This is a genomic window from Bacillus sp. FJAT-27231 (genome assembly GCF_001183975.1).
GTDB classification, from domain to species: Bacteria; Bacillota; Bacilli; order Bacillales; family Domibacillaceae; genus Pseudobacillus; species Pseudobacillus wudalianchiensis.
The window spans coordinates 3,008,637-3,033,456 of record NZ_LFZU01000001.1 but is presented as its reverse complement, the minus strand read 5'-3'; the positions used below and the strand labels follow the sequence as shown (position 1 = coordinate 3,033,456).

The following is a 24,820-nucleotide window of genomic DNA, read 5'->3' as shown; positions in this document are numbered from 1 at the left end:
AACAAAGAAATATCCAGATACCGATTGGGTCTTAATGCAGGACAATAGCTTTTTAAGGTCAAGCAAAACAGTGGAGGTCGTCTTTATAGATAAACCGCATGTGCCGTATTTATATTCGGTAGACAATGGGAAAGTGAGTCTTACAGGCGGTAGTGCTGAGGAAGGTTACGAAATGAAAAGAAGAGATGAGGAATGAAGGAAATGGCTTCATAAGATTTATTGAAAACCTAGCAGTAAAGCATTTTCCTTTTCCGAAAATAGCTTAATTTACCACTATATTCCTATAGTATATTCTCTTGCCCGTTGTTATTCTAAGATGATGATAAATAAAGGAGCTATGATAAGTAAATGAATCAAGATGTGCCTCTTAAGAGTCTCGTTCACAAAAATGAGCAAAAATATTTTTGGCTTGTTCTTATACTGAGTGTCGCTACGTATGCTGTTTTTTTGTTTTCCATTGTAGGTATTTTTATTATTCTTGGGCTGCTCGCTATCTCGTTATTTTTACATGCTCTCTCAATCGGATATATACGTACAAACGCTGTAAAGTTAACGGAGAGGCAGTTCCCAGATGTGTATGAGCAAGTAAAAGAGCTTTGCAAGAAAATGGACATTTTGTATGTACCTGATGTGTATGTCGTGGAGTCCCAAGGAGTGTTGAATGCATTTGCTACCCGCTTTTTTGGGCGAAATATGGTCGTATTGTATTCGGAAGTTTTTGAACTGTCACAGCAACAAGCGAGAGAGGAGTTAGCTTTTGTCATAGCGCACGAGCTGGCGCATATTAAGCGTAATCATTTGTCTAAAACACTATTTATCTTGCCAGCTATGTGGATTCCAGGCATTGCCGAATTATATTTGCGAGCGTGCGAGTACACATGTGATCGCTATGCTGCATATTATATCAATAATAGAGAGGCAGCTAAAAAGAGCTTAACGATCTTTGCGGTTGGCAAGGTACTCTATAAGCAGGTCAATCGAGCGGAATATTTAGATCAGATGAACAAGGAAAAGGGGTTCTTTGTATGGCTAAGCGAGGTTCTTTCCACACATCCGCCCTTGCCTAAACGAATTCATGAAATTGCTTTATTCTTCGCTGAGCCAGAGAAAGTCATGATTCACAGAAGAACCTCAAAGTTAGTTTGGTTATGGGTGCCGATGGCTGGACTGTTTTTTGGCTTAGTGATAGCCGGTGGGGTGTATATATTGGAAAAAGCCGCTGATTTTATGTTAGCAGACGATTTTGAAAACTATGACGAAGAGGAAGCTGCGGCGGAGCCAATTCCTCCAATGATTGAAGCGGTTGTAAAGGGAGATACAACGGCAGTTGCTGCTTTTATTAGAAAAGGAGAAGACGTCCAACTAACAGATAATCAAGGGTATACACCACTTCACTGGGCGGTGTTGGATAACAATAAAGAACTGGTGGATCAACTGTTAGAAGCTGGTGCCGACCCAAATGAAGAGGATTATTATGGGATGACTCCTTTTTCGAAAGCTGCCGAGCAGGGGAATGCAAAGATGGTGCAGAGATTGGCAGAAGCAGGAGGGGATCCAAATTATCAAAGTGAAGAAGATGAAACCACTCCTTTACTTTATGCGGTGTTTAGTGAAGATCCGTCAACCGTCGCTGTACTGCTAAAGCTAGGAGCGAATCCTAAGCACAAGGACAGCGGAAATATGACCGCTTTAATGCATGCTATTGAATCAGGCAATCGTCCTATTATTGAATTATTAAAGAAAGTCAGTTAACTAGTGAAAAGGAGAGAATATTTACATGATTAGACAACCAGCGGGTTTTTGGAGAAGGTTAGCAGCTAATTTATTAGATGCAATTATTATTGGAATTCCTTTATCTGTTATTAGTTATTTTATTACAGGGGATTTGGAAGGTGACCCACTTACCAATACACTGAATGTCCTCTATGCGCTGATTATTCCTGTTGTTTGGTCGGGATATACAGTAGGGAAGAAAATAATGGGGATTCGCATTGCCAAGGTGAATGGTGAGAAACTAGGCATTGGGGCTATGCTGCTGCGGACACTTGTAGCAGGTCTCGTCTACGTATTAACATTAGGGATCGGTATCATTATCAGTGCTTTTATGGTCGGGTTGCGAGATGATAAGCGCGCGATTCACGATTTCATCGCTGGCACTTACGTAACCCATGACACTCCTCAGTCATCAAAGATTGTTTCTCTTTAAGGGAGAGCTCGGAGGAATGAAAAACAACTCGTTCAATAGGATTAAAGAAATCTTTTCTTTTAGGTAAGATGAAATCGATTGAGCTGGCTTCGAAGGAAGCCAGCTTTTTTCGTTATCTTTTTATAAACAAAAAATTCAGCTTAGATTTCTCTATGAAACTTTAAAAGAGAATGTTATGGGAAAGCGTTAAGAGGAATTATATCCGAAGAATGGAAAATCTGTTTGAAAATTGTAACTTATGGACTTATCATATAAGTATTATCTTATTTTAAATACATCCGCAAAAAGTCTTTATTGCTTCCTATTTATAGCTTGTGTACTCATAAAATAACTGCCAAAGAAAGGGGATAAAATGAAACTTAAAACAAAGTTATATATCGGATTTGGCTTTCTTTTTGTATTGTTCATTTTTTCATATTTTATTCTCATGGTGATGATGAATCAACTTAGCCAAAATACAAATGTTACAGTTAAAAACTATGAGATGCTTAATTTAGCAAATACCATTCAAAATGAATTAAATATATTTAGCCGCGAATCAAGAGGATTAATTTCCAATCCGCCGAAGGAATTAATAGACGAGTTAGAAATGAATAGAACTCAGGCTCTTCAAAATGTTCATAAAGCTATTGATTCTCTGGAGCAGTTAGATAAACGGAAACAATCTCAAAAGTTAATCAAAGAATTAAATAGATTAGGTAGAACCTATAGTGAACTAGAAGACATAACAGATACTCTAGCAAAAAACGGCCAAGATAAGGAAATGTTAAAAATTTTCTGGTATGACAGTCGAAAAGTGAGAGAGGAAATGAGTGGAATTGCTGGAGAGTTGCAAAAAATTCAAAAGCAAACGATCGATGAAGAATTGGAGAAGTCTGTTAAGACGTATCAGTGGACAAATCAAATTATTTTTACCTATGTAGTCATTGTATTCCTCGTTGGTCTCGCTGTGACAGCATGGATTTTAAGAAGCATAACAGGGAGCTTGCGAAAGGTAACTTCCGTTATGAAGGAAGTAGCTTCTGACAGCTCAGAGCAATTGCCGCGTGTACAGGTAACGACAAAGGATGAGATCGGAGAAATCGCTTCCGCCTTTAATTCCATGGCTCAAGCTCTTGAAGAACACTCTAAACAAGAAAAAGAATTAAAAAATAAAGCAGAGGAAAGAAGCTGGTTAAGTACTAAAATTGCTGAAGTAGCGCAAATGTATCCAGGGATCGATAATCTAGATGCATTAGCACAATGGTTTATCAATAAGGTAGCGGGCATTTCAGGAGCCCATTACGGGGCATTTTACATAAAAGAGAGAGAAGGGGAGCAGGAGAAATTACGAAAGCTGGCTGCTTACGCGGACACTCATTCTTCTATAAAGGAGAGCTTTTATTTAGGGGAAGGAATTGTTGGACAGTGTGCACTGGAAAATCGCACGATCTCGCTTAAACAAGTTCCTGGCGATTATATAAAGATTGAGTCTGGTCTCGGTTCTTCACTGCCTTCCAACATACTCGTGATACCAGCAGAATTTCACGGAGAGGTATTGGCGGTAATCGAGCTTGCTTCATTTAATGAATTTGGCCAGCTTGAACAAACGTTCCTTCAAGAAGTAATTGATAATATTGGTATGAATATTAATCGAACATTAAATCATATGAAAGTCGAAAAGCTGTTAGAAGAGTTTCAGGTGGTGAATGAAGAACTGCAAAGCCAGTCTGAAGAGCTTCAATTGCAGCAAGAGGAACTGCGAGCAGTAAATGAACAACTTGAAGAGCAAAATGAACAGTCTGAGCAGAAAACGAGGGAATTAGAAGAAATCAAAATAATGTTGGAGGATAAAGCAAAGCAGTTAACAATTAGTTCGCAATATAAGTCTGAATTTCTAGCGAATATGTCTCATGAACTGCGGACCCCGCTAAATAGCCTGCTGATTCTCGCTCAAATGCTTGCTGATAATACCGAGAACAATCTCTCGTCGGAACAAGTAGAGTACGCTAAGACGATCTTCACTTCAGGAAAGGACTTATTAAATTTAATTGATGACATTTTGGATATAGCGAAAGTAGAAGCAGGAAAAATGGAAGTCGTGTTTGAAGATGTAAAGGTAAGTGACATTAAAGACTTCGTACAGACTCAATTTGCGCCTATAGCTCACGAAAAGAAGATTCAATTTAATATTGAGCTGGCCGCGGGTCTCCCGGAAACGATTCGAACGGATAAGCAGCGAGTGCAGCAAATTTTAAAGAATTTATTATCCAATGCCTTTAAGTTCACTGAGCATGGAGCTGTATCCTTAGTAGTTGAAAACGCAAGGGATAAACAGTCAGGTCTAGTGTTGTTTACCGTTAAGGACACAGGTATTGGCATTTCAAAAGAGAATTTAGACATTATTTTTGAGGCTTTTCAACAAGCCGACGGTACTATTAGCCGTAAATATGGAGGAACAGGATTAGGTCTTTCTATCAGTAAGGAAATCGCTCATTTATTAGGCGGTTTCATTGAAGTAGATAGTGTAGAGTATAGTGGAAGTACATTTACATTACATTTACCCGATTATCAAGAAACGAAACATGCAATGGCTTCTATTTTTGAAAAAGAGACAGCAGCTGCCATTGTGGGAGAAGCAAGTACAGAGTTTCCCTCTCCGCTATCCTATTCGTTGTTAGTGGATGAGGAAAAAGAAACCGATAGGAGACAGCTCGCATTTAGAGGAAGAAAAATATTGATCGTAGATGATGACATCAGAAATATATTTGCTTTAACGGCAGCGCTTGAGCAGTATCAGGTGGAAGTGATGTTTGCAGAGAACGGCAAGGAAGGGATCGTGCTTCTACAAAAAAATCCAGAGATTGATTTAATCTTTATGGATATTATGATGCCGGAAATGAACGGCTTTGAAGCTATTCGGGCTATACGTGAAGTGCCTAAATTTAAACATTTGCCTATTATTGCTCTTACAGCAAAAGCAATGAAAGATGACCGGCAACAGTGCATTGATGCTGGCGCTTCGGATTATATCAGTAAACCAATTGATTTAGAACAACTATTTTCCATTATACAAGTTTGGTTATATAGATAGGCGGAGGATGAGGGTGTACAAAATAAAAGAGCAAGCGGACTATCGTGAATATATGACGAATGAGGAATTGGAAATGGTAGAGATAGAATTATTACTGGAAGGAATTTATCGATACTATGGATTTGACTTCAGAGACTATGCTCCTCCATTTTTGAAACGTAGAATTTGGAACCGAGTTAGCACAGAGAAAGTAGATAGTATTTCAGGATTACAAGAAAAGATCTTGCATGACCCTTCTGTTATGCAAAAATTGTTTGAAGACTTTTCAATTAATGTAACGGAAATGTTCCGCGACCCAAACTTTTTTCTGGCCTTTCGAAAAAAGGTCGTTCCATTTTTAAGAACCTGCCCGTCTGTTAAAATTTGGCACGCAGGCTGTTCTACTGGGGAAGAAGTATATTCTATGGCTATCCTTTTACATGAAGAAGGATTATATGAAAAAACCACAATTTATGCGACAGACATGAATAACGGTGTCCTGACGTATGCACAAACTGGTGAATTTCCCTTGCAAAAAATGCAGCTCTACACAAAAAATTACTTGGCAGCAGGAGGAAAGCGGGCTTTTTCCGAGTATTATACGGCTAAGCAGACAAATGCAGCTTTTCACCCTTCTTTAACAAAAAATGTTGTTTTTGCTGAGCACAATTTAGCCACCGATCGCTCATTCAATGAGTTCCACGTCATTATTTGCCGAAATGTTATGATTTATTTTAATAAACGGCTCCAGAATCGTGTCTATCACCTTTTTCATGAAAGCTTGATCCAGTCTGGGATTCTTGGGCTCGGTAGTAAGGAAGGAATTAAGTTCACGAGCATTGCAAACTCTTACAAGGAAGTGGACCCTATTGAAAAATTATACAGAAAGATCCAATAGTTCTTTATTCACCGAGGTCATGCCAGCAAGCAGTGAGGAGGAAAAGCCGCAAGGTGAAGAAGAGGGTCATTCTAAGGTGAATATTCTAATGGTTGATGACCATCCAGAAAATTTACTCGTATTGAAAGCGGTACTCGCTTCGCCTGATTATCACCTCGTCTGTGCAAATTCAGGTGAAGAAGCATTAAAACATGTGCTAAAACAGGAATTTGCTGTTATTTTGCTAGACGTACAAATGCCTGGCCTCAACGGGTTTGAAACGGCCAATCTTATTAAAGAAAGAGAAAAATCTAAGTATATTCCGATTATCTTTATTACAGCCATTAATCAGACAATGGAAAATGTCATTAAAGGCTATGGTGTCGGAGCAGTCGATTATATATTTAAACCCTTTCATCCTGAAACATTAAAATTAAAGGTTCAACAATTTGTGAAGATCTATCAAAATCACAAAAAGGTGAGAGAACAAAGTGAAGTGCGGCGACAGAATGAATTAAAGGAAGTAAATGAGAAGCTAGAACGGACAACGCACAATTTACGAAAAAATGAAGAATTAGCACGAGTGATTGGTGAAACGTTGCTTGATACGATTATTACCTTCGACGAGCAAGGTTGTATCTTGTCAGTTAATCCGGCTGTTACGCGTATGTTTGGCTATACAACAGGTGAGCTTCTTGGAAAACATATGGTCAATCTTCTGCCTGGATTTTCCCCTTCGCTCATGGATTACGTAAGAGAAATGACGGGTCAGCTGCTTGAAGCTTCCGTAAAGAATAAAGAGGGGAGAGAAGTTCCGGTTGAAATCCAGATCGGAGAGGCACAGGTCGAAGAAGAGTATCTTTTCGTTTGTTCTATTCGTGATATTACAGATCGGAAAAAAATGGAGAAAGAACGAAAGCGGCAATATGATATTTTGGAAAAACTAGTGGAGGAACGAACCAGGGAGTTGTCACTTGCTAATGAGCAGCTGCGGAGAGAAGTAGAAGAGCGTGAGAAGATGGCAGAAGCTCTTCGGCTATCAAAAGAGCACTTTTATAAAATTTTTCAATCGAGTCCTTCTTTAATTGAACTTCGTACATTAGAAGACGGAAAGTACATCGATGTCAATGAAAGCTGGCTCCAACATACTGGCTATACTCACGAAGAAGTATTGAATCAAACGGCTCCTATTCTTAATATCGCAGGTGTAGGCCATTTGAAAAAAGGCGAATGTGTACAAAATGCTGAAATTCAGTATCAAACGAAATCAGGCGCCATACGGCATGGATTACTATCGACTGAAATTCTTGAAATCCAAGGCGAAACATGTGTGTTAAGTGCTGTTACAGATATTACCGAGCGAGTGCGGTTGGAGAGTGAGGTAGCTCGGCTAGATCGCTTGTATCTAGTTGGAGAAATGGCAGCTGGCATCGCCCACGAAATCCGCAACCCCATGACAACGGTTAGAGGGTTTTTGGAGCTTTCAAAGAGCGATCCAGGAAGTTTAATGGTGAAGTATGTTGATTTAATGCTGGGGGAGTTAGATAGAGCGAACTCTATCATTACGGAGTTTTTGAATTTAGCGAAGAATAAGGTGAGCAATAAGAAACGCCAGTACCTTAACCCAGTGATTGAGGGATTGTATCCATTAATCCAAGCAGAAGCCCTGATGAATGACAAATTCGTTTCACTTCAGTTAGGGGAATGCCCTGAATTTCACCTAGATGAAAAAGAAATTAGTCAATTAATTCTAAATCTGTCTTTAAATGGATTGGAAGCAATGAAGCCTGGGGGGAAATTGGTATTAAAAACATACACGGAAGAAGACCAAGTCGTGTTGGAAGTAAAAGATGAAGGAGACGGAATTAAACCGGAGCTGCTTGAAATGATCGGAACACCTTTCTTTACAACGAAAGATACAGGTACGGGGCTGGGACTAGCTATTTGCTATAGCGTAGCGGAGCGTCATCATGCCATCATTGATTTAAAAACGAGTGAGCAGGGAACGACCTTTTTCATTCGCTTTACTCTAACGGAAGAAAATTAAAGCGAGGCAATGCCATGGTATTAGGTACCTTTGGGATTGCCTCGCTTCTTTGTCTTGTTACGGAGTCGAACGGGGATGATAGTTAGTACGCAAATTTTGTTTCTTTTTTAAACTCCGCGCCCATTTTATACAAATCATGAGTGTAATAAGAATAATAAAAGCCCCGAATATATAAGGAAGGGCCATGTTTATATCAAATAGGGTTCCCGCAAGAGCTGGACCGATCATATTGCCAATGCTCATATAGGCGTTGTTCATACCAGCGGCGAATCCTTGCTCGCTTCCAGCCATTTTGGAAACGGTCGTATTGATAGCCGGGCGCAGCAAAGAAGCAGCCGTAAAGAAAAAGGCAGATATGGCAAGAACCGAAACAAATCCAGTTGCAAGCAGCAAGGCAAGCATAGCTGCTGCTGCGACGACAAGCATCGTATTCATCACACGAACTTCGCCGAATACCCTCAATGCTCTATCCAAAATAAAGGCTTGCACGATAACACCGATTAAGCCTCCGACGACCATTAGTATGGAAATATCAGATGGACTAAAACCAAATTTAACGTTCGTATATAAGCTGATTGTTGCCTGGTAGTTGGCAAGGCCGAAAGAAAGAGTAAACATCATCATAAGAAGAATAAAGTATGGTTTCTTTGTTGATAGAGCCAGCTGCTTTAATAAAGGATCCCGCTTCTTAGGGGCAGCTGCTGGAATAGCTGCACGTTCTGGCTCTTTCAAAAAAAGTATGGATAAAAGGGCAGCTAAAGCGGCAGCCACTCCGGCAATAAAAAAGGGAGCCCGCAAACCAAGCGTGGACAGAAAGCCGCCGATTCCTGGACCAACAACAAAACCGAGCGACATGGAGGCCCCTAGCCGGCCCATTCCTTTTGCCCGTGTCTCTACGGTCGTAATATCTGCCACAAAAGCCATCATGGATGGAATCATAAAAGCAGCTCCAATGCCCCCAAAAACACGTGAAATGTAAAGCAAGACAAGCTGCTGTGAAAAAGCAAATAAAAATTGGGAGAAGGAGAAAAGAATCAACCCAAAGACAATCGCTTTTTTTCGGCCAAGCCGGTCAGATAAATCTCCGGCAAGCGGAGAGAAGATAAATTGCGCTAAGGCAAAGGTAGCAATTAGCGCGCCAAATGTTTTCCCGCCAGCCCCAAAATGATGGATGATTGTCGGCATAATAGGAATCACAAGACCGATACCTGTCATGACGATAAACATATTGGCCATTAAAATGAGGAGGGGGAATTGGTGTGCATTTTTTTGTGACATATTATCAGCCTACTTTCTTTTCACTCTCTTCATTTTTAAACACATTATTCATATAAACCGATTATTCTTTCTAACTCTCCCGCTAATTGGACTAGCTCTTGGTTGTCTTTTAAATTCCGGATCATCCCAGCTAACAGAGCAGGCCGCGGCTTTAATTCCCTTAATTCTTTTTCCAGTATGTCAATCGTTTCCGCGATCATGGCCTCTTGCTGAGCAGCTGATGACTCCTTCATTTTTCGTACAATATAGAGTGGATGTACGGTCTCCTCTTGACCGCCATCCGCCAGCTCCTGTAAAAGCGGCGTAACGAAAAATGGATCCGGCTGCTTTTCGATCAGTGCTTGAGCTGCCGCTTCCACTTGAAGAAATAAAAAATGAGCGAGCGCATTGAAATCACAAGCGGTTCCCTCTTCCATCACACCACGCATATATGAAGTGAGCATTCCTTTTAGAGTAGCTGTTAAATCAGCTGCATACGGAGCGGTTTCCTGTCCGAATACAGAGACAATGCCTTTTTCCGTTTTGCGAAGTAATTTAGCGTTTTCCTGCCGGACATATTGGTTCAGCGACTTATCTTCCAATCCTTTAATTTCATGCAGCTGCATAAGGAAAAACTCTTGAAATTGACAATAGTGACGAATGCGAATAGCAATCTCGCGGATAAAAGCTTCCTGCGGCGTATCACTGTCTTTGGCTGAAGCAGCAATTTGATCGTTTAGCAACTGATAATAATAAGAGAAAATATCCAGCAGCAGCTCTTCTTTTGACTTGAAATAAGTATAGAGGCTGCCCTTGGATATACCGCATACATCAGCTACTTGCTGCATGGATGTCTGGTGAAAGTTCTTTTTCGAAAAGAGCTTCATAGCAGTAAGCAGGATTTTTCGTTTTTTCTCATTCATTTTTATGATCCCAACCATTCGGTTTTTGATTTGACCATGTAGTCACGATTGTTCCATTCTAACACACTTGCTTCTTAATTTACACGGAAAAGTTTCGGTAAGCGAAATATTTTATGAAAATAGGAAAGATCATTTAATGATAAAACATTTGTTAACCTGATAAAAAAAAAGTTGACAAATTTGTTTGACGATAATAAACTGACAGTGTTTTCAGTTTATTAGATAGGGAGAATAAGGAGGAATTTGCGTGAAGACAAGAGAAATTACATATGTAGCTTTATTTGCAGCTGTTATGGCCGTATTGGGAATGGTACCACCGATCACATTGTCATTTACCCCAGTACCGATCGTACTGCAAACATTAGGTGTTGTTCTAGCTGGCGGTATTTTAGGTGCCCGGCTTGGATTTATGAGTCAAGCTACTTTCTTATTACTAGTTGCTGCCGGATTGCCGCTGCTATCGGGCGGCCGCGGAGGCATCGGTGTATTTGTTGGACCGAGTGCTGGCTACTTGTTCAGCTATCCCATTGTGGCGGCTTTACTTGGATTTTTGCTTTCCCGTTTTCAAGTCCTAACGTTAAAGAAAATTTTGCTTGTTAATTTAACCGCTGGTGTATTTACCCTTTATTTATTCGGTATACCGGTACAAGCTTTCGTGATGGATCTTCCACTTGTTCATACGATTAAAATCAGTCTTGTCTATATTCCAGGAGACATTATGAAAGCAACGGTAGCTTCTTATTTAGTCTATAAGTTAAGAAAATCAACGGTTATTGCAAGACAGTTTGCAAAAGCAGGATAAAATACGCGTTCTCTTAAGCAGAAAGGAAGGCAGAATGGATGTCGGCTATTACTTCTATTTATGCTGATCACGCCTGTCGTCATTCTGAACAGTTGGCGATAAAAACATCAAACCGGGAAGTAAGCTGGCGTGATTGGCATGCGCTCGTATGGCAAACGGCCAATTGGCTAGAGTTAAAGAAAAAACATAACAAAACGGTAGGCATTCTCATGGAGAATGGACTGCCGTTTTTGCAATTATTTGCCGGAGCTGCAGCAGCTGGCTGGACGGCTGTTCCGTTAGAACCGAGATGGAATAGTCATGAATTAGAAAAGCGGCTTCGCATTTGTTCTCCCGCTTTTATCGTAACGACCAGCAACTTTCATAAAAAAATCGATTCTACGCATTTCTCTGTTTTTACATGGGATAAAGTGTCAAAAGAAATAGATGGGATGCAAGCCCGTTCGGGAGAAGAAGTGGAGGAGGAGACCCCTTTTTACATGGGGTTTACATCAGGCTCTACAGGAGAACCGAAAGCGTTTATCCGTTCTCATCGCTCTTGGCTGGCTAGTTTTAAATGCAACGAATATGATTTTGGACTTACAGAAAATGAATGTGTACTCATACCGGGTGCGCTTTTTCATTCTCATTTTCTCTACGGAGCGATCAGTACCCTGTTTTTAGGCGGCACTGTCTATTTATTGGAAAAGTTTTCCTCGTCTGAAACGTTGCGCATTATGCACCACTACCCGATTACCGTTGTCTATCTTGTGCCGACAATGATTGAGGCTCTCTTAAGAAAAGAAGAGATGGTAGAGAAGCCTTTAACGTTTATTTCTTCGGGGGCGAAATGGGAAAAAGGTTCGAAACAGAAGATACGAAGGCTGTTCCCGCATCTGCAGATGTTCGAATTCTATGGAGCTGGGGAGTTAAGCTTCGTGACCGTGTTGTCAAATGATGAACATAGCGAGAAACCAGAGTCAGTCGGCAAGCCCTGTTACGGTGTAGAGGTTGAAGTTCGTACAGAGGGCGGGGAAACGGCAGCTCCATATGAAACCGGGAAAATTTACGTAAAAAGCGATTTAGTTTGTATCGGCTATATAAAAGAAACAGGCGTACAACCGGTGCAGGATTCACAGGGCTGGAGCACGGTTGATGATATGGGATACCTGGACGAAGAAGGGTTTTTGTACATAAAAGGGCGAGAGAAGAACATGATTTTATACGGAGGAATGAATGTGTTCCCTGAAGAAATCGAAGCAGTCTTATCCATGCATCCGAAAGTGGAACTAGCGGCTGTAGTGGGAATGAAGGATTCTTATTGGGGAGAGGTCATTACAGCTGTTGTAAAAGGAGAAGCCATGAAGCAAGAACTGAGAAAACTTTGTAAAGAACGATTAACTTCCTATAAGGTTCCACGAAGATGGTTTTTTTTAGATGAGTTTCCGATGACAGCCGGCGGGAAAATTGCCCGGGCGCAATTGAAGGAAAAATTAGAAAAAGAGGTGTTCTCCCATTTATAAAGCAGTGATTGTGAAGGCTAAGCGGACACCAATTGGAAAAAAGAGCGGGGCGCTGAAATCATGGGCCCCACATGAATTAGCAGCTCCTTTGCTTCAGTGCCTGGCAAAGGGAATAGAGATTGAAGTCAATGATGTCATTTTAGGAAACATTGTTGGGCCTGGCGGGAATGTGGCCCGTTTAGCCGCATTACAGGCTGATTTGCCGCTTTCTGTACCAGGGTTGACGATTGACCGTCAATGCAGTGCTGGCTTGGAAGCGATTCGGATGGCCTGTTATTTTGTTCAAGGAGGGGCAGGGAAGGTATATATAGCGGGCGGGACGGAAAGTACAAGTACCTCCCCGTTTCCGGCTCGTGCCCGTTTTTCCCCTGATCACATTGGTGATCCTGATATGGGGATGGCCGCCGAATATGTAGCACAAGATTATGCCATTACGAGAGAAGAACAGGATGAATGGACAAGAATCAGCTGCGAACGAAGCTGGAAAGCTTTTGAAGAAGGGCTCTATGAGCCAGAGATTATGCAAGTGGGTTCTTTAAGAAGCGACGAGGAATTTTATAAGAGGCGAGATATTGAAAAACTCGCCAAAAGAGCGAAAGCCGTCTTTCAGAGAGAAGGCGGCACAGTAACAGCCGTTAATAGCTGCGGCATCCATGATGGAGCTAGCGCCGTACTCGTTATGGAGGAACAAACCGCGCTAGCTCATCAACTTCAGCCAGTCATGCGTTTTGTTGACAGCCAGGTGGCTGGTGTTCATCCTCATTATCCAGGCATTGCTCCAGTGCCGGCTATTCAGCAGCTGCTGGCACGTAATCATTTAACGATCGAGGATATCGATTTAATAGAAATAAATGAGGCCTTTGCTGTCAAAATAGCTGCTTGTGCCCGAGAGCTCGACATTCCTGTTCATAAATTAAATGTTCAGGGAGGGGCTCTGACACTTGGACATCCCTATGGCGCATCGGGGGCTATTTTAGTAACACGGCTGTTTTATGAAATGCAAAGAAGGCCGGAAGCTCGTTATGCAATTGCTGCCTTAGGGAGCGGCGGAGGTGTCGGCACAGCCGTTTTATTTGAAGCGATCAGGTGAAAAAGCCATACCATGGGGGGATAGAAGTGGAACCGATTTTGCTGGATTTCCCAAGTGAACTTTACTCGGCACGGCTATGGATTAGAATGCCAATGCCAGGAGACGGAAAAATGGTGTATGAAGCAATCAATGTCTCAAGGGAAGAGCTGCAAGTCTGGCTGCCGTTTGCGAAGCATAAACAAAGCTTAGAGGAAACAGAGGCCAATGTAAGAGAGGCACATGCTGAATTTTTAACGCGTAAAGATTTACGCTTTCATATTTTTCATAAAGAAACGGGAGAATTTATCGGCTCAACGGGGTTGCACCGCATGAACTGGAATGTGCCGAAATTTGAAATCGGTTATTGGATTGATACGCGCCAAAGCGGTAAAGGCTATATTACGGAAGCGGTTGAAGCACTCACGAATTTTGCCTTTGACGTGTTACAGGCACGGCGGGTGGAAATTCGCTGCGATGAAAAAAATAGCAAGAGCCGGGCGATCCCCGAAAAGCTCGGTTTTTATTTAGAAGGCACCTTGCGTCACGATGACGTAGCGGTCGATGGAAAAGACTTGCGGAACACCTGTATTTATTCGAAAATCAAATGAGCCACAAGCACTGCATAATGCTAAGGCAGACGGGAAAAATAAAGGGCAGTATAAACGAAAGGAGCCCATGGAAATGAGTGTATACGAACGTTTCCCCGTCGCTGACCTGGACAAAAACCACCTGCAAAGAGTGCAGTCATTGGAACAAGAGTTGAGACAGGAATTAGGAGAGAACATTGTGCTGATTGCTTATGATGAAGAAAACAAATTGAGAAAATAATCAAGTAAATTCTCCTTATCACTTTTGCTGTGATAAGGAGAATTTTTAGTTTTGATGCTTTAATACATACTCCAAGCCGGCATGAGCTGTATTGAAAGTTGGGATGTTCGTATTTAACTCACCAATTGACATAGCTAATTCAGGGGTAATGCCAACAATAATACACTTTGTTCCGATTAAATTTAAACAATCATTCAATTGTTGTAAATGTACCCTAATTCCTTCGTCAAAGCTATATAATCCGCTTAGGTCGATTAAAGAAAATTGAATATCGTGTGTTACACATTCTTTTAAAATGGAAGTAAGAATTCTATCAGCACGAACAGCATCCATTTCCCCAATGAGAGGAAGAGCGATTGTTTTTTTCCACACTTTTAAAATAGGAACAGACAACGCTTGAATAAGTTTTTCATTTTTTGCCTCTTCCTCTGCCTTCGTTGTTACATCCATAAGGATCACAATATAACCTGTCACATTATGATTGTCGTCTTGTATAGCTGTGATCACAATATCGGCAACGTAACGGTCGCGAATCGTAATGCGCGCTCGGTGGCTTTTAGTTATCTCTTTCATAATCTTTCGTTGAAATTCCGGTTGGGAGTGGAACATATCCATCTTTTGACCAATCATATCTTTTACGTTCGATAAGTTATAAAGAGGAGCTATGGCTGATAGTAAGCTGGCTGCTTCTGAGTTCATCCAGCATATCGTATAGTCTTTATCAGCAATAATAATATTTTCACCTAAACTGTCCAAGGCATGTAAAAGAGACACGTTTGATGGTAATTGACCGATTGCATTCATAAGTTTTCACCTTATCTCTTTTTTTGTTGCTCCATTATAGCGTAGATATAGCATAGACTTCTTAAGACTCCTAATATACATGACATACATTTCGTTTGGATAGGACGTACACATATTATGAATGAGGCGCATATGGTAAAGGGCAGGCAAAAAATAAAGGGGGCCATTATTTTGCATTACCAAAATTTTAATTTTGAAGATGATCAGTTTATTGCACAAGAAGAAATAAATAACATCGATTTGGAAGATGATAGACAAATGCAGCCGTACCAAATGCAGCAGCCATATCAAATGCAGCCGTACCAAATGCAGCAGCCATATCAAATGCAACCATATCAAATGCAGCCGTATTCTCCTTATCACCAGTCTTCCCCTTACTCACAACAGTATCCGTATCACCACTATGGTTATCCAAGACCGAGACCAAGACCGATGCCATATCATTCGCAATATCCATATTATTCTCAGCAGTATCCGTATTATCCGGGAGGATGGGGCCAATAAGTTTTATAAGAGAAGCTGCCTGAATATCTAGGCAGCTTCTTTCCACAGAACCTAATCAGACATTTGTAGTATAAGGAAGAAAAGTGGCGAATGTACCCTTTGTAAGGAAGGAGGGAAAAAGATGAAAAAGGAGAGAAACGACTGGGATGAATATCCATTGATGCATATTGCTCAACCATTGATGTATATTGCTCAACCATTAATCCGAATACCTCAACCGTCGATGCAACAATATTATCGGACAAATACCTCAGATGAAACACTTATCGAGCCGGGAAATGATAGTGTCGAAGAGACAGCTGCTCCAAAAGGGGAAAGCCAATTTAGGTCAGAGAATGTTAAAAGTGCAGAAGTGGAGAGCAAGAAAGAAAGAAGCACAAATAACGTGAGTAGAGAATTGAATTACCAAGCTGAAGAATCCAGAGTGTCCAAAAAATGTACTAAAAAGAGAAAAAAAGCAAAATATTGGAGTCTATCTCAAATAGAAGCTCCTTTAGGGAGCCTAACATCACTCACCATGAATAAAGAGAGCTCTTCAGCTAGTTCTAAGCATACTGCGCTAGACAAGAAAGCAGGGGAACAGACAGATGCTGTTTTCTGTCAAGGATCAGCTGAAATGACAAGCGTAATAGAAAGAGTTACAAATGAGGAAAGAAAAGAACAGGAAAAGATGAGCGTTGAGCCGGTCGATGTGAGTGAAGCAGGAGGTTTAATTGAAGAAGAAAACCATAGCGGCGCGAATTTATCGCCTATACCATCCATTCAGGAAAACAAAGAAGACTCTATAAAAGAACAAGGAGAGGAAAATATTCTGTCTGTTAAGGAGAATGAAGAGCGATCAGAGTTATCAACGGCGGCAGCAGGAGAAGACATAGAGATGACCAGCCTTAACGACGATATACAAGGTGAGGTTTCCGGTGAGGAGATAATATTAGCAATTGATAATGAGTCATGCTTGGAATGTACACTCCCTGTCTCGTTAGATGAGTCTTTTCCTAAAGAGGTTGTTACTACCAATTTAAACGATGAGAATCAAGAAGAAGAGAGTGGAGTATTACCAGATTCATTAACATCTGTCACAGAAAAAGAAGAAATGCTTACAAATGCAGATAGCAATTCAAAGGATAAAGCTGTCCAAGAAGGCAGAGAAAAAGGTTTGTCAGCTTACGGAGTTCCTTCACTTGAAGAGAATAGGAGAGGTGCTGAACAAACCGAGAGTCTCAATAAGAACGAAAATGAACCGATTGCTTTTCTCCAAGAAAGCAATCAATCAGGATTAACGGATGAATTACTGGAAACGATCAAAGAAATAAGACAGCGTACTAACATTCAAAGTTTAGTGAGTGAGAAAAGAGTAAATCCATCTATTGAACCAACAAGAGAAGATAAAAAGGCAACAGAAGAACAGCATTGTGCCTGCAAACCTTTGAAGAGGTACTCTGAAATCCGTAGAGAAGTGCGCTCAGCAGATTTTAGAGAAAACAGTCCGGTGGAGAAATTAATTTTTCTAACAACACTTCCAAAAGAATTAAGGCATGTGATTGTAGAGCTGAAGACCGTTAAGAAGTACTATATAGGAAAGATTCACTTGTTTAATGAAGAGAAAAATATCGTTTTATTAATGAGTACGAATACGCTAAAAATTTACGAGATAGATGTTGATGATATTTTAGATATCAGAGTAATTAGTTTGTAAGTCAATCGATTAGTCGAGAATCTAAAATCTGCAGGCCGCCAAATAGGCCGGTATGAACTTCCACACGAAAAGACGTTTTTTCCAGGCGGCTGGTGCTACAAATATCAGCCGCTACTATTTTATGTTCACCATACGGCTTTAGCAATTGAAGAGTCACCCACTCATCTTCATTGATGTATTCGACGCTAAAGAAGGGGGTAGCAAAACAATCGATCCCTTTTAGCTTACCAATATTCCCAAAAGATTGAAAAGTAGATCCATCTTTTAGATACAATAAAAAGGGAACCGTACTTTTTAAGGGCCTATGGAGAAACATCTTTGATAAAAAGCGTGGTTCTTCGATAGCCTGTTGTAATAGATAAATTTGTCTCAATCGACCTGCTATATCCACGGTGCCCACCCTCTTTAACATGGTTTTGAAAGGATTTTATTCTATGTATATGTATAACTAAACAACTTTAAACATAGAAATCAATCGATACGTTATCATCAAAAGGAATAAACCCAGATAGCAGACTCTGGGTTTATAAAGGATAGCTCAATCTTTACTGTGACAGTATTTTTTTATAACGTTCCATAGGTATCTGTTTTCACGAAAGATTAAGCTGCTCGAATATGTGCAGCAGGCAAACACACAACTCCACAGAAACAATTTAGATCAATATTGATACAAATGCCAGTGCGTGTATATTTTGGTGTAAATACATTATCTCCTAAGCACTCATCAAGATCATTAGGATCTGGACCAAATTTTAAATCTGGACCTGTATTAGGGGAAGTTGCCTCTTTTTCTTTAACGCATAATAGCTCTAATACAGCACAGCAAGTCTCGGTATCAACAGATTGAACTCTAAAGAAAGCAGCTGTTACCCGTTCAATAGCTCCAGTAGCGCCGCTTGTGCCGAGTGCCCTGCGAAATCCTTGGGCTATAAAGACATTTCCGCAGAAGCCGCCTGGTGTGTCTGGATGTTTTTTGACTGTATTTGGTGAATTACAAATTAACTGTATAGGTATCGTATTGAAATTAGATGGAGCCATTCCTCCCATTAACTCGCGAATAGACTCGGAACAGCTGCCCAGGCAGTCGTCAGAAGTATCTTGCTGGTGCTCTGCAATTTCTGCTAGAATATCGCAGACGCAGTTGCCTGTATGAAAATCTCCTCCACAACTCATTCACTTTTCCCTCCTCATTTTAATTATTTGACTTGTTGTCATTAATATCATATGAAGAAGAGCTTGAATGGCGTGGGTGGTTTGCTTAATAAGAGAGAAATGGACAAGATTTTTCCTTCCCTTTTTCTCGATTATCCAAGCAGTCCCGGACTAGTTATTTATATAATAAAATTTTTAGTTGTTCGTGTTCATTAAGAGTAGCGAGCAATATCTCGTTTACCGTTATAAAATGGTTTTCCTTCAGCTTGTTTTCAATCCACTTCCGGTCTTTTCCTACCTTTTTTAGCTCAGAATCATCAATTTGTCCATCTTTAATAATCGGGTAGGGGAAGGAAAAAGGAGTGGCTGGCAGCTGCATGTCTGCCCGGGTAACAGCTTCATGCTTCGGTTCCAGAAATACGGAAATATTTCCGTCTGGTTCCCATAAGGCAAGCGCTACTTTTTGCACAGCAGTTACTTTTTCTTTTCTGAGCTGGGACAATAGAAAGTCGAGCGATATTTTTGCTTTGGCTAAATTTTTATAAATGATTTGTCCATTTTTTACGAGAGGAAACGGCGAGGGATCAAGCCAATTTCTAAGCTTGTGCCATTTCAACGTTAAGAATACACTGATCGTATAGAGAATGACTAGCACACTAATTGTAATCAACGAGCCTCTCATTTCTAATCGTTCATCGGAAAGAGGGTCTGAAATAATGTTGCCAAGCAATAAAGCCATGGTAAAGTCGATCATTCTTAATTTAGAAATGGAGTGGCGTCCCATTATTTTAACAACGACGAGTAAAAAGAAAAAAGCAACAACAGCCCGTAAAATCCATTGAATGGCTGTTAGCGATTGTTGGGAATAGAAAAAGTCCATGATGATGATCACATCCTTTTTATCAAAAGAGCCTTAGATAAAAGAAGTGATCCAAAATGACTTTGGATCACTTCACCTTGTTATTTCAGTCCTGCTTCCAATGTTTGCAGCATGTGCTGCTTTTCCTGCTCATCGGCATTTTTCCAGAACACTTCGAATAAGACGCCAAGACCAGGCAGCATTTTTTCCTCGTTACGCTGAATAGCATCAACGATTGTGTGTTGTAACTGGTCCTGAGAACTTCCTGAGACGTTAGCTAATACGGCGTTACGCAAGTTGAAATTCATGTGGATCGCTCCTTTTCAAAGTGATCTTTTTTATTTTCGCCCGACTTGCCATTCATTATGCGGAGAAATTAAGCTATAATGAAGCGGCGAAAATAGGAAAAGGAGTGAGCGGCGTGAAATTTATCCAATCCATCAAAAACCCCCAAGTCAAGCAATGGAAAAAGCTATTAACGAAGAAGGAACGGGAAAAAGCGGGCCAGTATCTGCTTGAAGGCTTTCATTTAGTGGAAGCCGCATTACATCATAAAAGAGACATCGTGGAACTAATCGTATCAGAAGACATTACCCTTCCAGCACATTGGAATGTAGACGATGTAGAAATGACAATGGTCACACCTGAAATCGCGAAAGCATTGTCTGATACAGAAGCAGGTCAAGGAGCATTTGCTGTTTGCCGTAAGCAGAAGCTGACAGAAGCGCTAAAGGGACGCACTTATTTGTTAATTGATGCCGTACAAGATCCGGGTAATATTGGCACGATGATCCGCACAGCAGATGCAGCAGGACTCGATGGCGTTATTCTTGGAACGGGCTGTGCCGATCCGTACAATCCGAAGGTGCTGCGTTCGGCTCAAGGAAGTCATTTTCACTTGCCCCTTATTCAAATGCCGCTGCTTGAAGCGGTTCATCAATTGAAGGAGCAAGGTATTCGGGTGTTTGGCACCTCGCTGCAGCAGGCATCGGACTACCGCGAAGCAGAGGTGGAAGATTCATTTGCCCTTCTCGTCGGCAATGAGGGAAGCGGTGTGGAAGAAGCCTTATTGAAGGAAACAGATAACAATGTATATATCCCGATTTATGGAAAAAGCGAATCGCTAAATGTAGCTGTTGCTGCGGGAATCTTGTTGTATCATTTTAAACATTCTTTGAAAAACGTTTGAATTTTTTACGGGCGTTGACTATAATAACGGTAATTACATAATGAAAAAGGCAATGACAGAGAAGAGTACCCCATGCCATTTCTTCCAGGGAGAAAGTGCCAAAGACTGCAAGCACTTTTATGAAATAATGGGTGAAGTTCACCTCTCGAGCCGGCATCAGGACCGCTTGCGGCGTAAAGGTGCTCCGGTGAAGAACCGTTACCTCAATGAAGTGAACATGTGTTACATGTTAAAAAGGGTGGTACCGCGACCAAAGCCTCGTCCCTTTCCGGGAGACGGGGCTTTTTTTATTGGTTAAAAAACAATTATAATGAAGAACTTCTGCCAAAAGGCACTTGTTCTGCAAAATAAAGGAGGACTTTTCAAGTGGAGCAGCAATTAAAAGAGTTACAAACTGAGGCACTCGCAAAAGTGGAAGCAGCAGAAGATCTAAAGCAGCTGAATGACATTCGAGTCGCTTATGTAGGAAAGAAGGGGCCGATTACAGAAGTGCTGAAAGGCATGGGGAAATTATCGGCGGAAGAACGTCCGAAAATGGGGGCGCTTGCGAATGAAGTACGTGCTGCCGTGGCATCGGCTATTGAAGCCAAACAATCAGCCCTGCAGCAAAAAGCCATTCAAGAACAGCTGGAAAAAGAAACGATTGATGTGACGCTTCCTGGCCGTCCGGTCAGAACAGGCAACGCTCACCCGCTTACAAAGGTTGTAGAAGAAATTGAAGATTTGTTTATCAGCATGGGCTATTCTATCGCTGAAGGGCCAGAGGTAGAAACAGATTATTACAATTTTGAGGCATTGAACTTGCCAAAAGGCCATCCAGCACGGGATATGCAGGATTCTTTCTATATCACGGAGGATATTTTGCTGCGTACCCACACTTCACCAGTTCAGGCCCGTACGATGGAAAAGCATGAAGGCAGGGGTCCGGTAAAAATCATTTGTCCAGGAAAAGTGTACCGCCGTGATAATGACGACGCGACCCATTCTCACCAATTTACTCAAATTGAAGGCCTGGCTGTAGATGAAAACATCAGCATGGGAGATTTAAAGGGAACGCTTGAAGTATTCGCCAAAAAATTGTTCGGTGAAGACCGGGAAATCCGCCTGCGTCCGAGCTTCTTCCCGTTTACAGAGCCATCTGTTGAAGTAGATGTGAGCTGTATGTGCGGCGGAAAAGGCTGCCGGATTTGTAAAGAAACTGGCTGGATTGAAATTTTAGGCGCCGGTATGGTGCATCCAAACGTATTGGAAATGGCTGGTTTTGACTCAAAGAAATATACTGGCTTCGCATTCGGTATGGGTCCCGACCGGATTGCTATGCTGAAATATGGAATTGATGATATTCGTCACTTTTATACAAATGACGTTCGTTTCTTAAAGCAATTTTCAGAACATGAATAACTGGAGGGGTAAATAATGTTTGTTTCATATAAATGGCTGAGCGAGTATGTCGACTTAGACGGCATGCCCTCAAAGGAATTAGCAGAAAAAATTACGCGCAGCGGGATTGAGGTAGAAGGCGTTGATGTGCTTGGTGAAGGGATTAAAGGTGTCGTAATCGGTCACGTTCTTGAAAAAGAACAGCACCCGAATGCCGATAAGTTAAATGTGTGCCAAGTGGATATCGGCGAAGAAGAACCAGTCCAAATTGTCTGCGGAGCGCCGAATGTAGACAAAGGACAAAAAGTAGCGGTTGCCAAAGTAGGAGCCGTCCTTCCAGGTAACTTCAAAATCAAAAAAGCGAAGCTGCGCGGCGAAGCATCAAACGGCATGATTTGTTCGTTGCAGGAGCTTGGCATTGAAAGCAAGCTTGTCGCGAAAGAATATTCTGAAGGCATCTTCGTTTTTCCGAACGATGTCACACCGGGGGAGGACGCACTTTTACAGTTGAATCTAGATGATGAAGTACTAGAGCTAGGTTTAACGCCGAATCGTTCTGACTGCTTAAGCATGATCGGGGTAGCATATGAAGTTGCCGCTATTCTAGATAAAGAAGTGAAGCTTCCGGAAATTGAGGTAGAGGAAGCTGCTGAGCGTACAGAAGATTGGATTAAGGTAAGCATCGAAGCAAAAGAAGATAATCCAATTTATATCGCCCGTATCGTGAAAGACGTAAAAATTGGGCCATCGCCGCTTTGGATGCAAGCACGTCTTATGGCAGAAGGCATTCGTCCGCATAACAACGTTGTGGATATTACAAACTATATTTTGCTTGAATACGGCCAGCCGCTGCATGCGTTTGACTATGATCGGTTAGGCTCAAAAGAAATTGTTGTTCGTCGTGCGCAGGACGGTGAACAATTCGTTACGCTTGATAATGCAGAACGCACATTATCATCTGAGCATTTACTCATCACAAATGGCAAAGAAGGGGTAGCCCTTGCTGGTGTAATGGGCGGTGCAAACTCCGAAGTAGAAGCTGATACAACGACTGTGTTAATTGAATCGGCTTATTTTAACGGACAGCGTGTTCGCCAAGCATCTAAAGATCACGGCCTTCGTTCAGAGGCGAGTGCTCGTTTTGAAAAAGGCGTTGATCCGAATCGCTTGCAGGCAGCGGCTGACCGTGCTGCGCAGTTGATGGCACAGTACGCTGGCGGTCAAGTGCTGGCAGGCAGCGTGGCTGCTGGTGAAATCGACCTCGAGCCAAAAGTTGTTTCTGTTACACTTGAAAAATTAAATCACGTGCTTGGAACGAATCTGCAAGCAGCAGAAGTAGAAGACATCTTCCGCCGCTTAAAATTTGAGGTTAAAACCGATAATGAGGAGTTCATCGTAACAGTGCCAACTCGCCGCGGTGATATTACGATTGCAGAAGATCTCGTGGAAGAAGTTGCTCGCTTGTATGGGTATGACCACTTGCCGACAACTGTTCCAGTTGGCGCGACGTATCCTGGCGGCTTGACAGATTACCAAGAAAAGCGCCGCGCTGTCCGCCGCTTTTTAGAAGGAGCTGGCTTCAATCAAGCCATCACCTATACACTAACAAGTGAGAAAAAATCGCAAGAATACGCATTAGAGTCACGTGAGCCAATCAAGCTTGCAATGCCAATGAGTGAAGAGCATGCTTATTTACGTTTAAGCATCATTCCACAGTTATTAGGCGCCGCTTCGTATAACAACGCGCGTCAAATTGATTCACTTGCCCTTTATGAAGTGGGCAGCGTCTTTTTGAAAGAATCCGGTGCTGAGCTCCCAACAGAAGAAGAGCATCTAGCTGGAGCCATCACGGGTCTTTGGGAAGAGAACCTCTGGCAAGGTGAAAAGAAAGCGGCTGATTTCTTTGTAGCAAAAGGGGTGCTGGAAGGATTGTTTGCTAAGCTGGGTCTTTTAGAGCGCGTTGCCTTTAAAAAGGCAGCAATCGCCGGCATGCATCCAGGAAGAACAGCAGCTATTGAGCTTGACGGCCAGGAGATTGGATTCGTCGGGCAGGTGCATCCACAGCAGGCTGCAGACTTAGATATTAAAGAAACCTATGTGTTTGAATTGAAATTAAGCCCGCTCTTTACAGCAGAAACAGAAGCCGTTACTTACAAGCCGATCCCACGCTTCCCGTCGATTACTCGTGACATCGCTCTCGTTGTCGACGCAAACGTAGAAGCAGGCAAGCTGGAGGAAATTATTAAAGAAGCCGGTGGAAAACTGCTAAAAGATGTCCGTGTATTTGACTTGTATGAAGGCGAGCATATCGAGGCAGGCAAAAAATCGATTGCCTTCTCACTCAAATATTTTGATCCAGAAAAAACACTAACAGATGAAGAAGTAGTAAAAGTCCATGATGGTGTACTAGAAGCATTGAAAGAAAAAGCTGGAGCTGAATTAAGAAGCTAATGCTCTTTTTGAGCACTCCTGTCTAACGGCAGGAGTGCTCAGGCTGTTGACAAACGTTCGCTTTCTTCGTTGCTCGCCTGCCTGCGGTGCTCATGACCCTCATGGTCACTCCGCTCCTCGCCAGGTTTCGCGCCTTGAAAGACAAACGCTTTCAATCAGCCTGATCGTATATAAAGAAGGCTTTGGCTGCAATCTCAGTACTCCTGTCTAACGGCAGGAGTG

The 24,820-nt window shown here is 41.7% G+C and carries 22 protein-coding genes and 1 other annotated feature; of the genes, 15 read left to right on the top strand and 7 right to left on the bottom strand.

Features of this window, described 5'->3' with window-relative positions; translation table 11 throughout:
* The first annotated feature begins 348 nt into the window (after positions 1-348).
* From AC623_RS14540 to AC623_RS22135, 5 genes are all read left to right on the top strand, one after another.
* Positions 349-1,752 carry a M48 family metallopeptidase gene (locus tag AC623_RS14540; RefSeq protein ID WP_049663628.1) on the top strand — a complete coding sequence of 468 codons (1,404 nt, stop codon included), beginning with the start codon at positions 349-351 and terminating at the stop codon, positions 1,750-1,752.
* 25 nt (positions 1,753-1,777) lie between these two features.
* Positions 1,778-2,206 carry an RDD family protein gene (locus AC623_RS14535; protein ID WP_049663627.1) on the top strand — a complete coding sequence of 143 codons (429 nt, stop codon included), beginning with the start codon at positions 1,778-1,780 and terminating at the stop codon, positions 2,204-2,206.
* A gap of 352 nt (positions 2,207-2,558) precedes the next feature.
* Entirely contained in the window at positions 2,559-5,279 is a 2,721-nt protein-coding gene (locus AC623_RS14530) for a response regulator (protein WP_049663625.1), read from the top strand.
* A gap of 7 nt (positions 5,280-5,286) precedes the next feature.
* Positions 5,287-6,156, top strand: coding sequence for a CheR family methyltransferase (locus AC623_RS14525; protein WP_049663622.1), 870 nt, complete (start codon positions 5,287-5,289; stop codon positions 6,154-6,156).
* Positions 6,128-8,182, top strand: coding sequence for a PAS domain S-box protein (locus AC623_RS22135; protein WP_049663621.1), 2,055 nt, complete (start codon positions 6,128-6,130; stop codon positions 8,180-8,182). Before AC623_RS14525 ends, AC623_RS22135 begins: the two co-directional genes overlap by 29 nt.
* Before the next feature lie 57 nt (positions 8,183-8,239).
* Here AC623_RS22135 and AC623_RS14515 read toward each other — a convergent pair whose 3' ends face one another.
* On the bottom strand, positions 8,240-9,460 hold the full coding sequence (locus AC623_RS14515; RefSeq protein WP_049663617.1) for an MFS transporter: 1,221 nt from the start codon (positions 9,458-9,460) through the stop codon (positions 8,240-8,242).
* Between the two features lie 44 nt (positions 9,461-9,504).
* Entirely contained in the window at positions 9,505-10,362 is an 858-nt protein-coding gene (locus AC623_RS14510) for a TetR/AcrR family transcriptional regulator (protein ID WP_049663616.1), read from the bottom strand.
* A gap of 247 nt (positions 10,363-10,609) precedes the next feature.
* Between AC623_RS14510 and AC623_RS14505 the strand changes: the two genes are divergently transcribed.
* From AC623_RS14505 to AC623_RS21800, 5 genes are all read left to right on the top strand, one after another.
* Positions 10,610-11,164 carry a biotin transporter BioY gene (locus AC623_RS14505; RefSeq protein WP_049663612.1) on the top strand — a complete coding sequence of 185 codons (555 nt, stop codon included), beginning with the start codon at positions 10,610-10,612 and terminating at the stop codon, positions 11,162-11,164.
* 38 nt (positions 11,165-11,202) lie between these two features.
* Positions 11,203-12,666, top strand: coding sequence for an AMP-binding protein (locus AC623_RS14500; protein ID WP_049663609.1), 1,464 nt, complete (start codon positions 11,203-11,205; stop codon positions 12,664-12,666).
* 4 nt (positions 12,667-12,670) lie between these two features.
* A complete protein-coding gene (locus AC623_RS14495) occupies positions 12,671-13,756 on the top strand; it encodes an acetyl-CoA C-acyltransferase (protein WP_049663605.1) in 1,086 nt (361 codons plus the stop codon).
* Between the two features lie 26 nt (positions 13,757-13,782).
* The gene (locus AC623_RS14490; protein WP_049663604.1) at positions 13,783-14,343 is read left to right on the top strand and encodes a GNAT family N-acetyltransferase; all 561 of its coding nucleotides are present in this window, start codon (positions 13,783-13,785) and stop codon (positions 14,341-14,343) included.
* A 73-nt stretch (positions 14,344-14,416) separates the two neighbouring features.
* The gene (locus AC623_RS21800; RefSeq protein ID WP_197091026.1) at positions 14,417-14,563 is read left to right on the top strand and encodes a hypothetical protein; all 147 of its coding nucleotides are present in this window, start codon (positions 14,417-14,419) and stop codon (positions 14,561-14,563) included.
* A 45-nt stretch (positions 14,564-14,608) separates the two neighbouring features.
* Here AC623_RS21800 and AC623_RS14485 read toward each other — a convergent pair whose 3' ends face one another.
* Positions 14,609-15,367, bottom strand: a complete 759-nt coding sequence (locus AC623_RS14485) for an STAS domain-containing protein (protein WP_049663602.1) — start codon at positions 15,365-15,367, stop codon at positions 14,609-14,611.
* A 171-nt stretch (positions 15,368-15,538) separates the two neighbouring features.
* On the opposite strand from AC623_RS14485, the gene AC623_RS14480 reads away from it, so the two are divergent.
* Both AC623_RS14480 and AC623_RS14475 read left to right on the top strand, forming a co-directional pair.
* Positions 15,539-15,871 carry a hypothetical protein gene (locus AC623_RS14480; RefSeq protein ID WP_156187051.1) on the top strand — a complete coding sequence of 111 codons (333 nt, stop codon included), beginning with the start codon at positions 15,539-15,541 and terminating at the stop codon, positions 15,869-15,871.
* 121 nt (positions 15,872-15,992) lie between these two features.
* On the top strand, positions 15,993-17,567 hold the full coding sequence (locus AC623_RS14475; RefSeq protein WP_049663597.1) for a hypothetical protein: 1,575 nt from the start codon (positions 15,993-15,995) through the stop codon (positions 17,565-17,567).
* Position 17,568: 1 nt separating this feature from the next.
* On the opposite strand, the gene AC623_RS14470 is transcribed toward AC623_RS14475, so the two are convergent.
* The 4 genes from AC623_RS14470 to sspI all read right to left on the bottom strand — a co-directional run bounded on the left by AC623_RS14470 (position 17,569) and on the right by sspI (position 19,886).
* Complete coding sequence (locus tag AC623_RS14470; RefSeq protein ID WP_049663595.1) at positions 17,569-17,958, bottom strand: CotY/CotZ family spore coat protein; 390 nt, start codon at positions 17,956-17,958, stop codon at positions 17,569-17,571.
* Positions 17,959-18,167: 209 nt separating this feature from the next.
* A complete protein-coding gene (locus tag AC623_RS14465; RefSeq protein WP_049663593.1) occupies positions 18,168-18,740 on the bottom strand; it encodes a CotY/CotZ family spore coat protein in 573 nt (190 codons plus the stop codon).
* A gap of 154 nt (positions 18,741-18,894) precedes the next feature.
* Positions 18,895-19,599, bottom strand: a complete 705-nt coding sequence (locus tag AC623_RS14460) for a DUF421 domain-containing protein (RefSeq protein ID WP_049663591.1) — start codon at positions 19,597-19,599, stop codon at positions 18,895-18,897.
* 80 nt (positions 19,600-19,679) lie between these two features.
* Entirely contained in the window at positions 19,680-19,886 is a 207-nt protein-coding gene (sspI, locus tag AC623_RS14455) for a small acid-soluble spore protein SspI (protein ID WP_049663589.1), read from the bottom strand.
* Positions 19,887-19,999: 113 nt separating this feature from the next.
* Here sspI and AC623_RS14450 point away from each other — a divergent pair, with 113 nt between their 5' ends.
* The 3 genes from AC623_RS14450 (at position 20,000) to pheT (ending at position 24,598) form a co-directional block, all read left to right on the top strand.
* The gene (locus tag AC623_RS14450; protein ID WP_049666666.1) at positions 20,000-20,767 is read left to right on the top strand and encodes a TrmH family RNA methyltransferase; all 768 of its coding nucleotides are present in this window, start codon (positions 20,000-20,002) and stop codon (positions 20,765-20,767) included.
* 43 nt (positions 20,768-20,810) lie between these two features.
* Positions 20,811-21,036, top strand: a binding site (T-box leader).
* A gap of 97 nt (positions 21,037-21,133) precedes the next feature.
* Positions 21,134-22,168 (top strand): phenylalanine--tRNA ligase subunit alpha, encoded by a 1,035-nt coding sequence (gene pheS / locus AC623_RS14445; protein WP_049663588.1) that lies wholly within the window; start codon positions 21,134-21,136, stop codon positions 22,166-22,168.
* Between the two features lie 15 nt (positions 22,169-22,183).
* Positions 22,184-24,598, top strand: coding sequence for a phenylalanine--tRNA ligase subunit beta (pheT, locus tag AC623_RS14440; RefSeq protein ID WP_049663586.1), 2,415 nt, complete (start codon positions 22,184-22,186; stop codon positions 24,596-24,598).
* Positions 24,599-24,820: the final 222 nt, after the last annotated feature.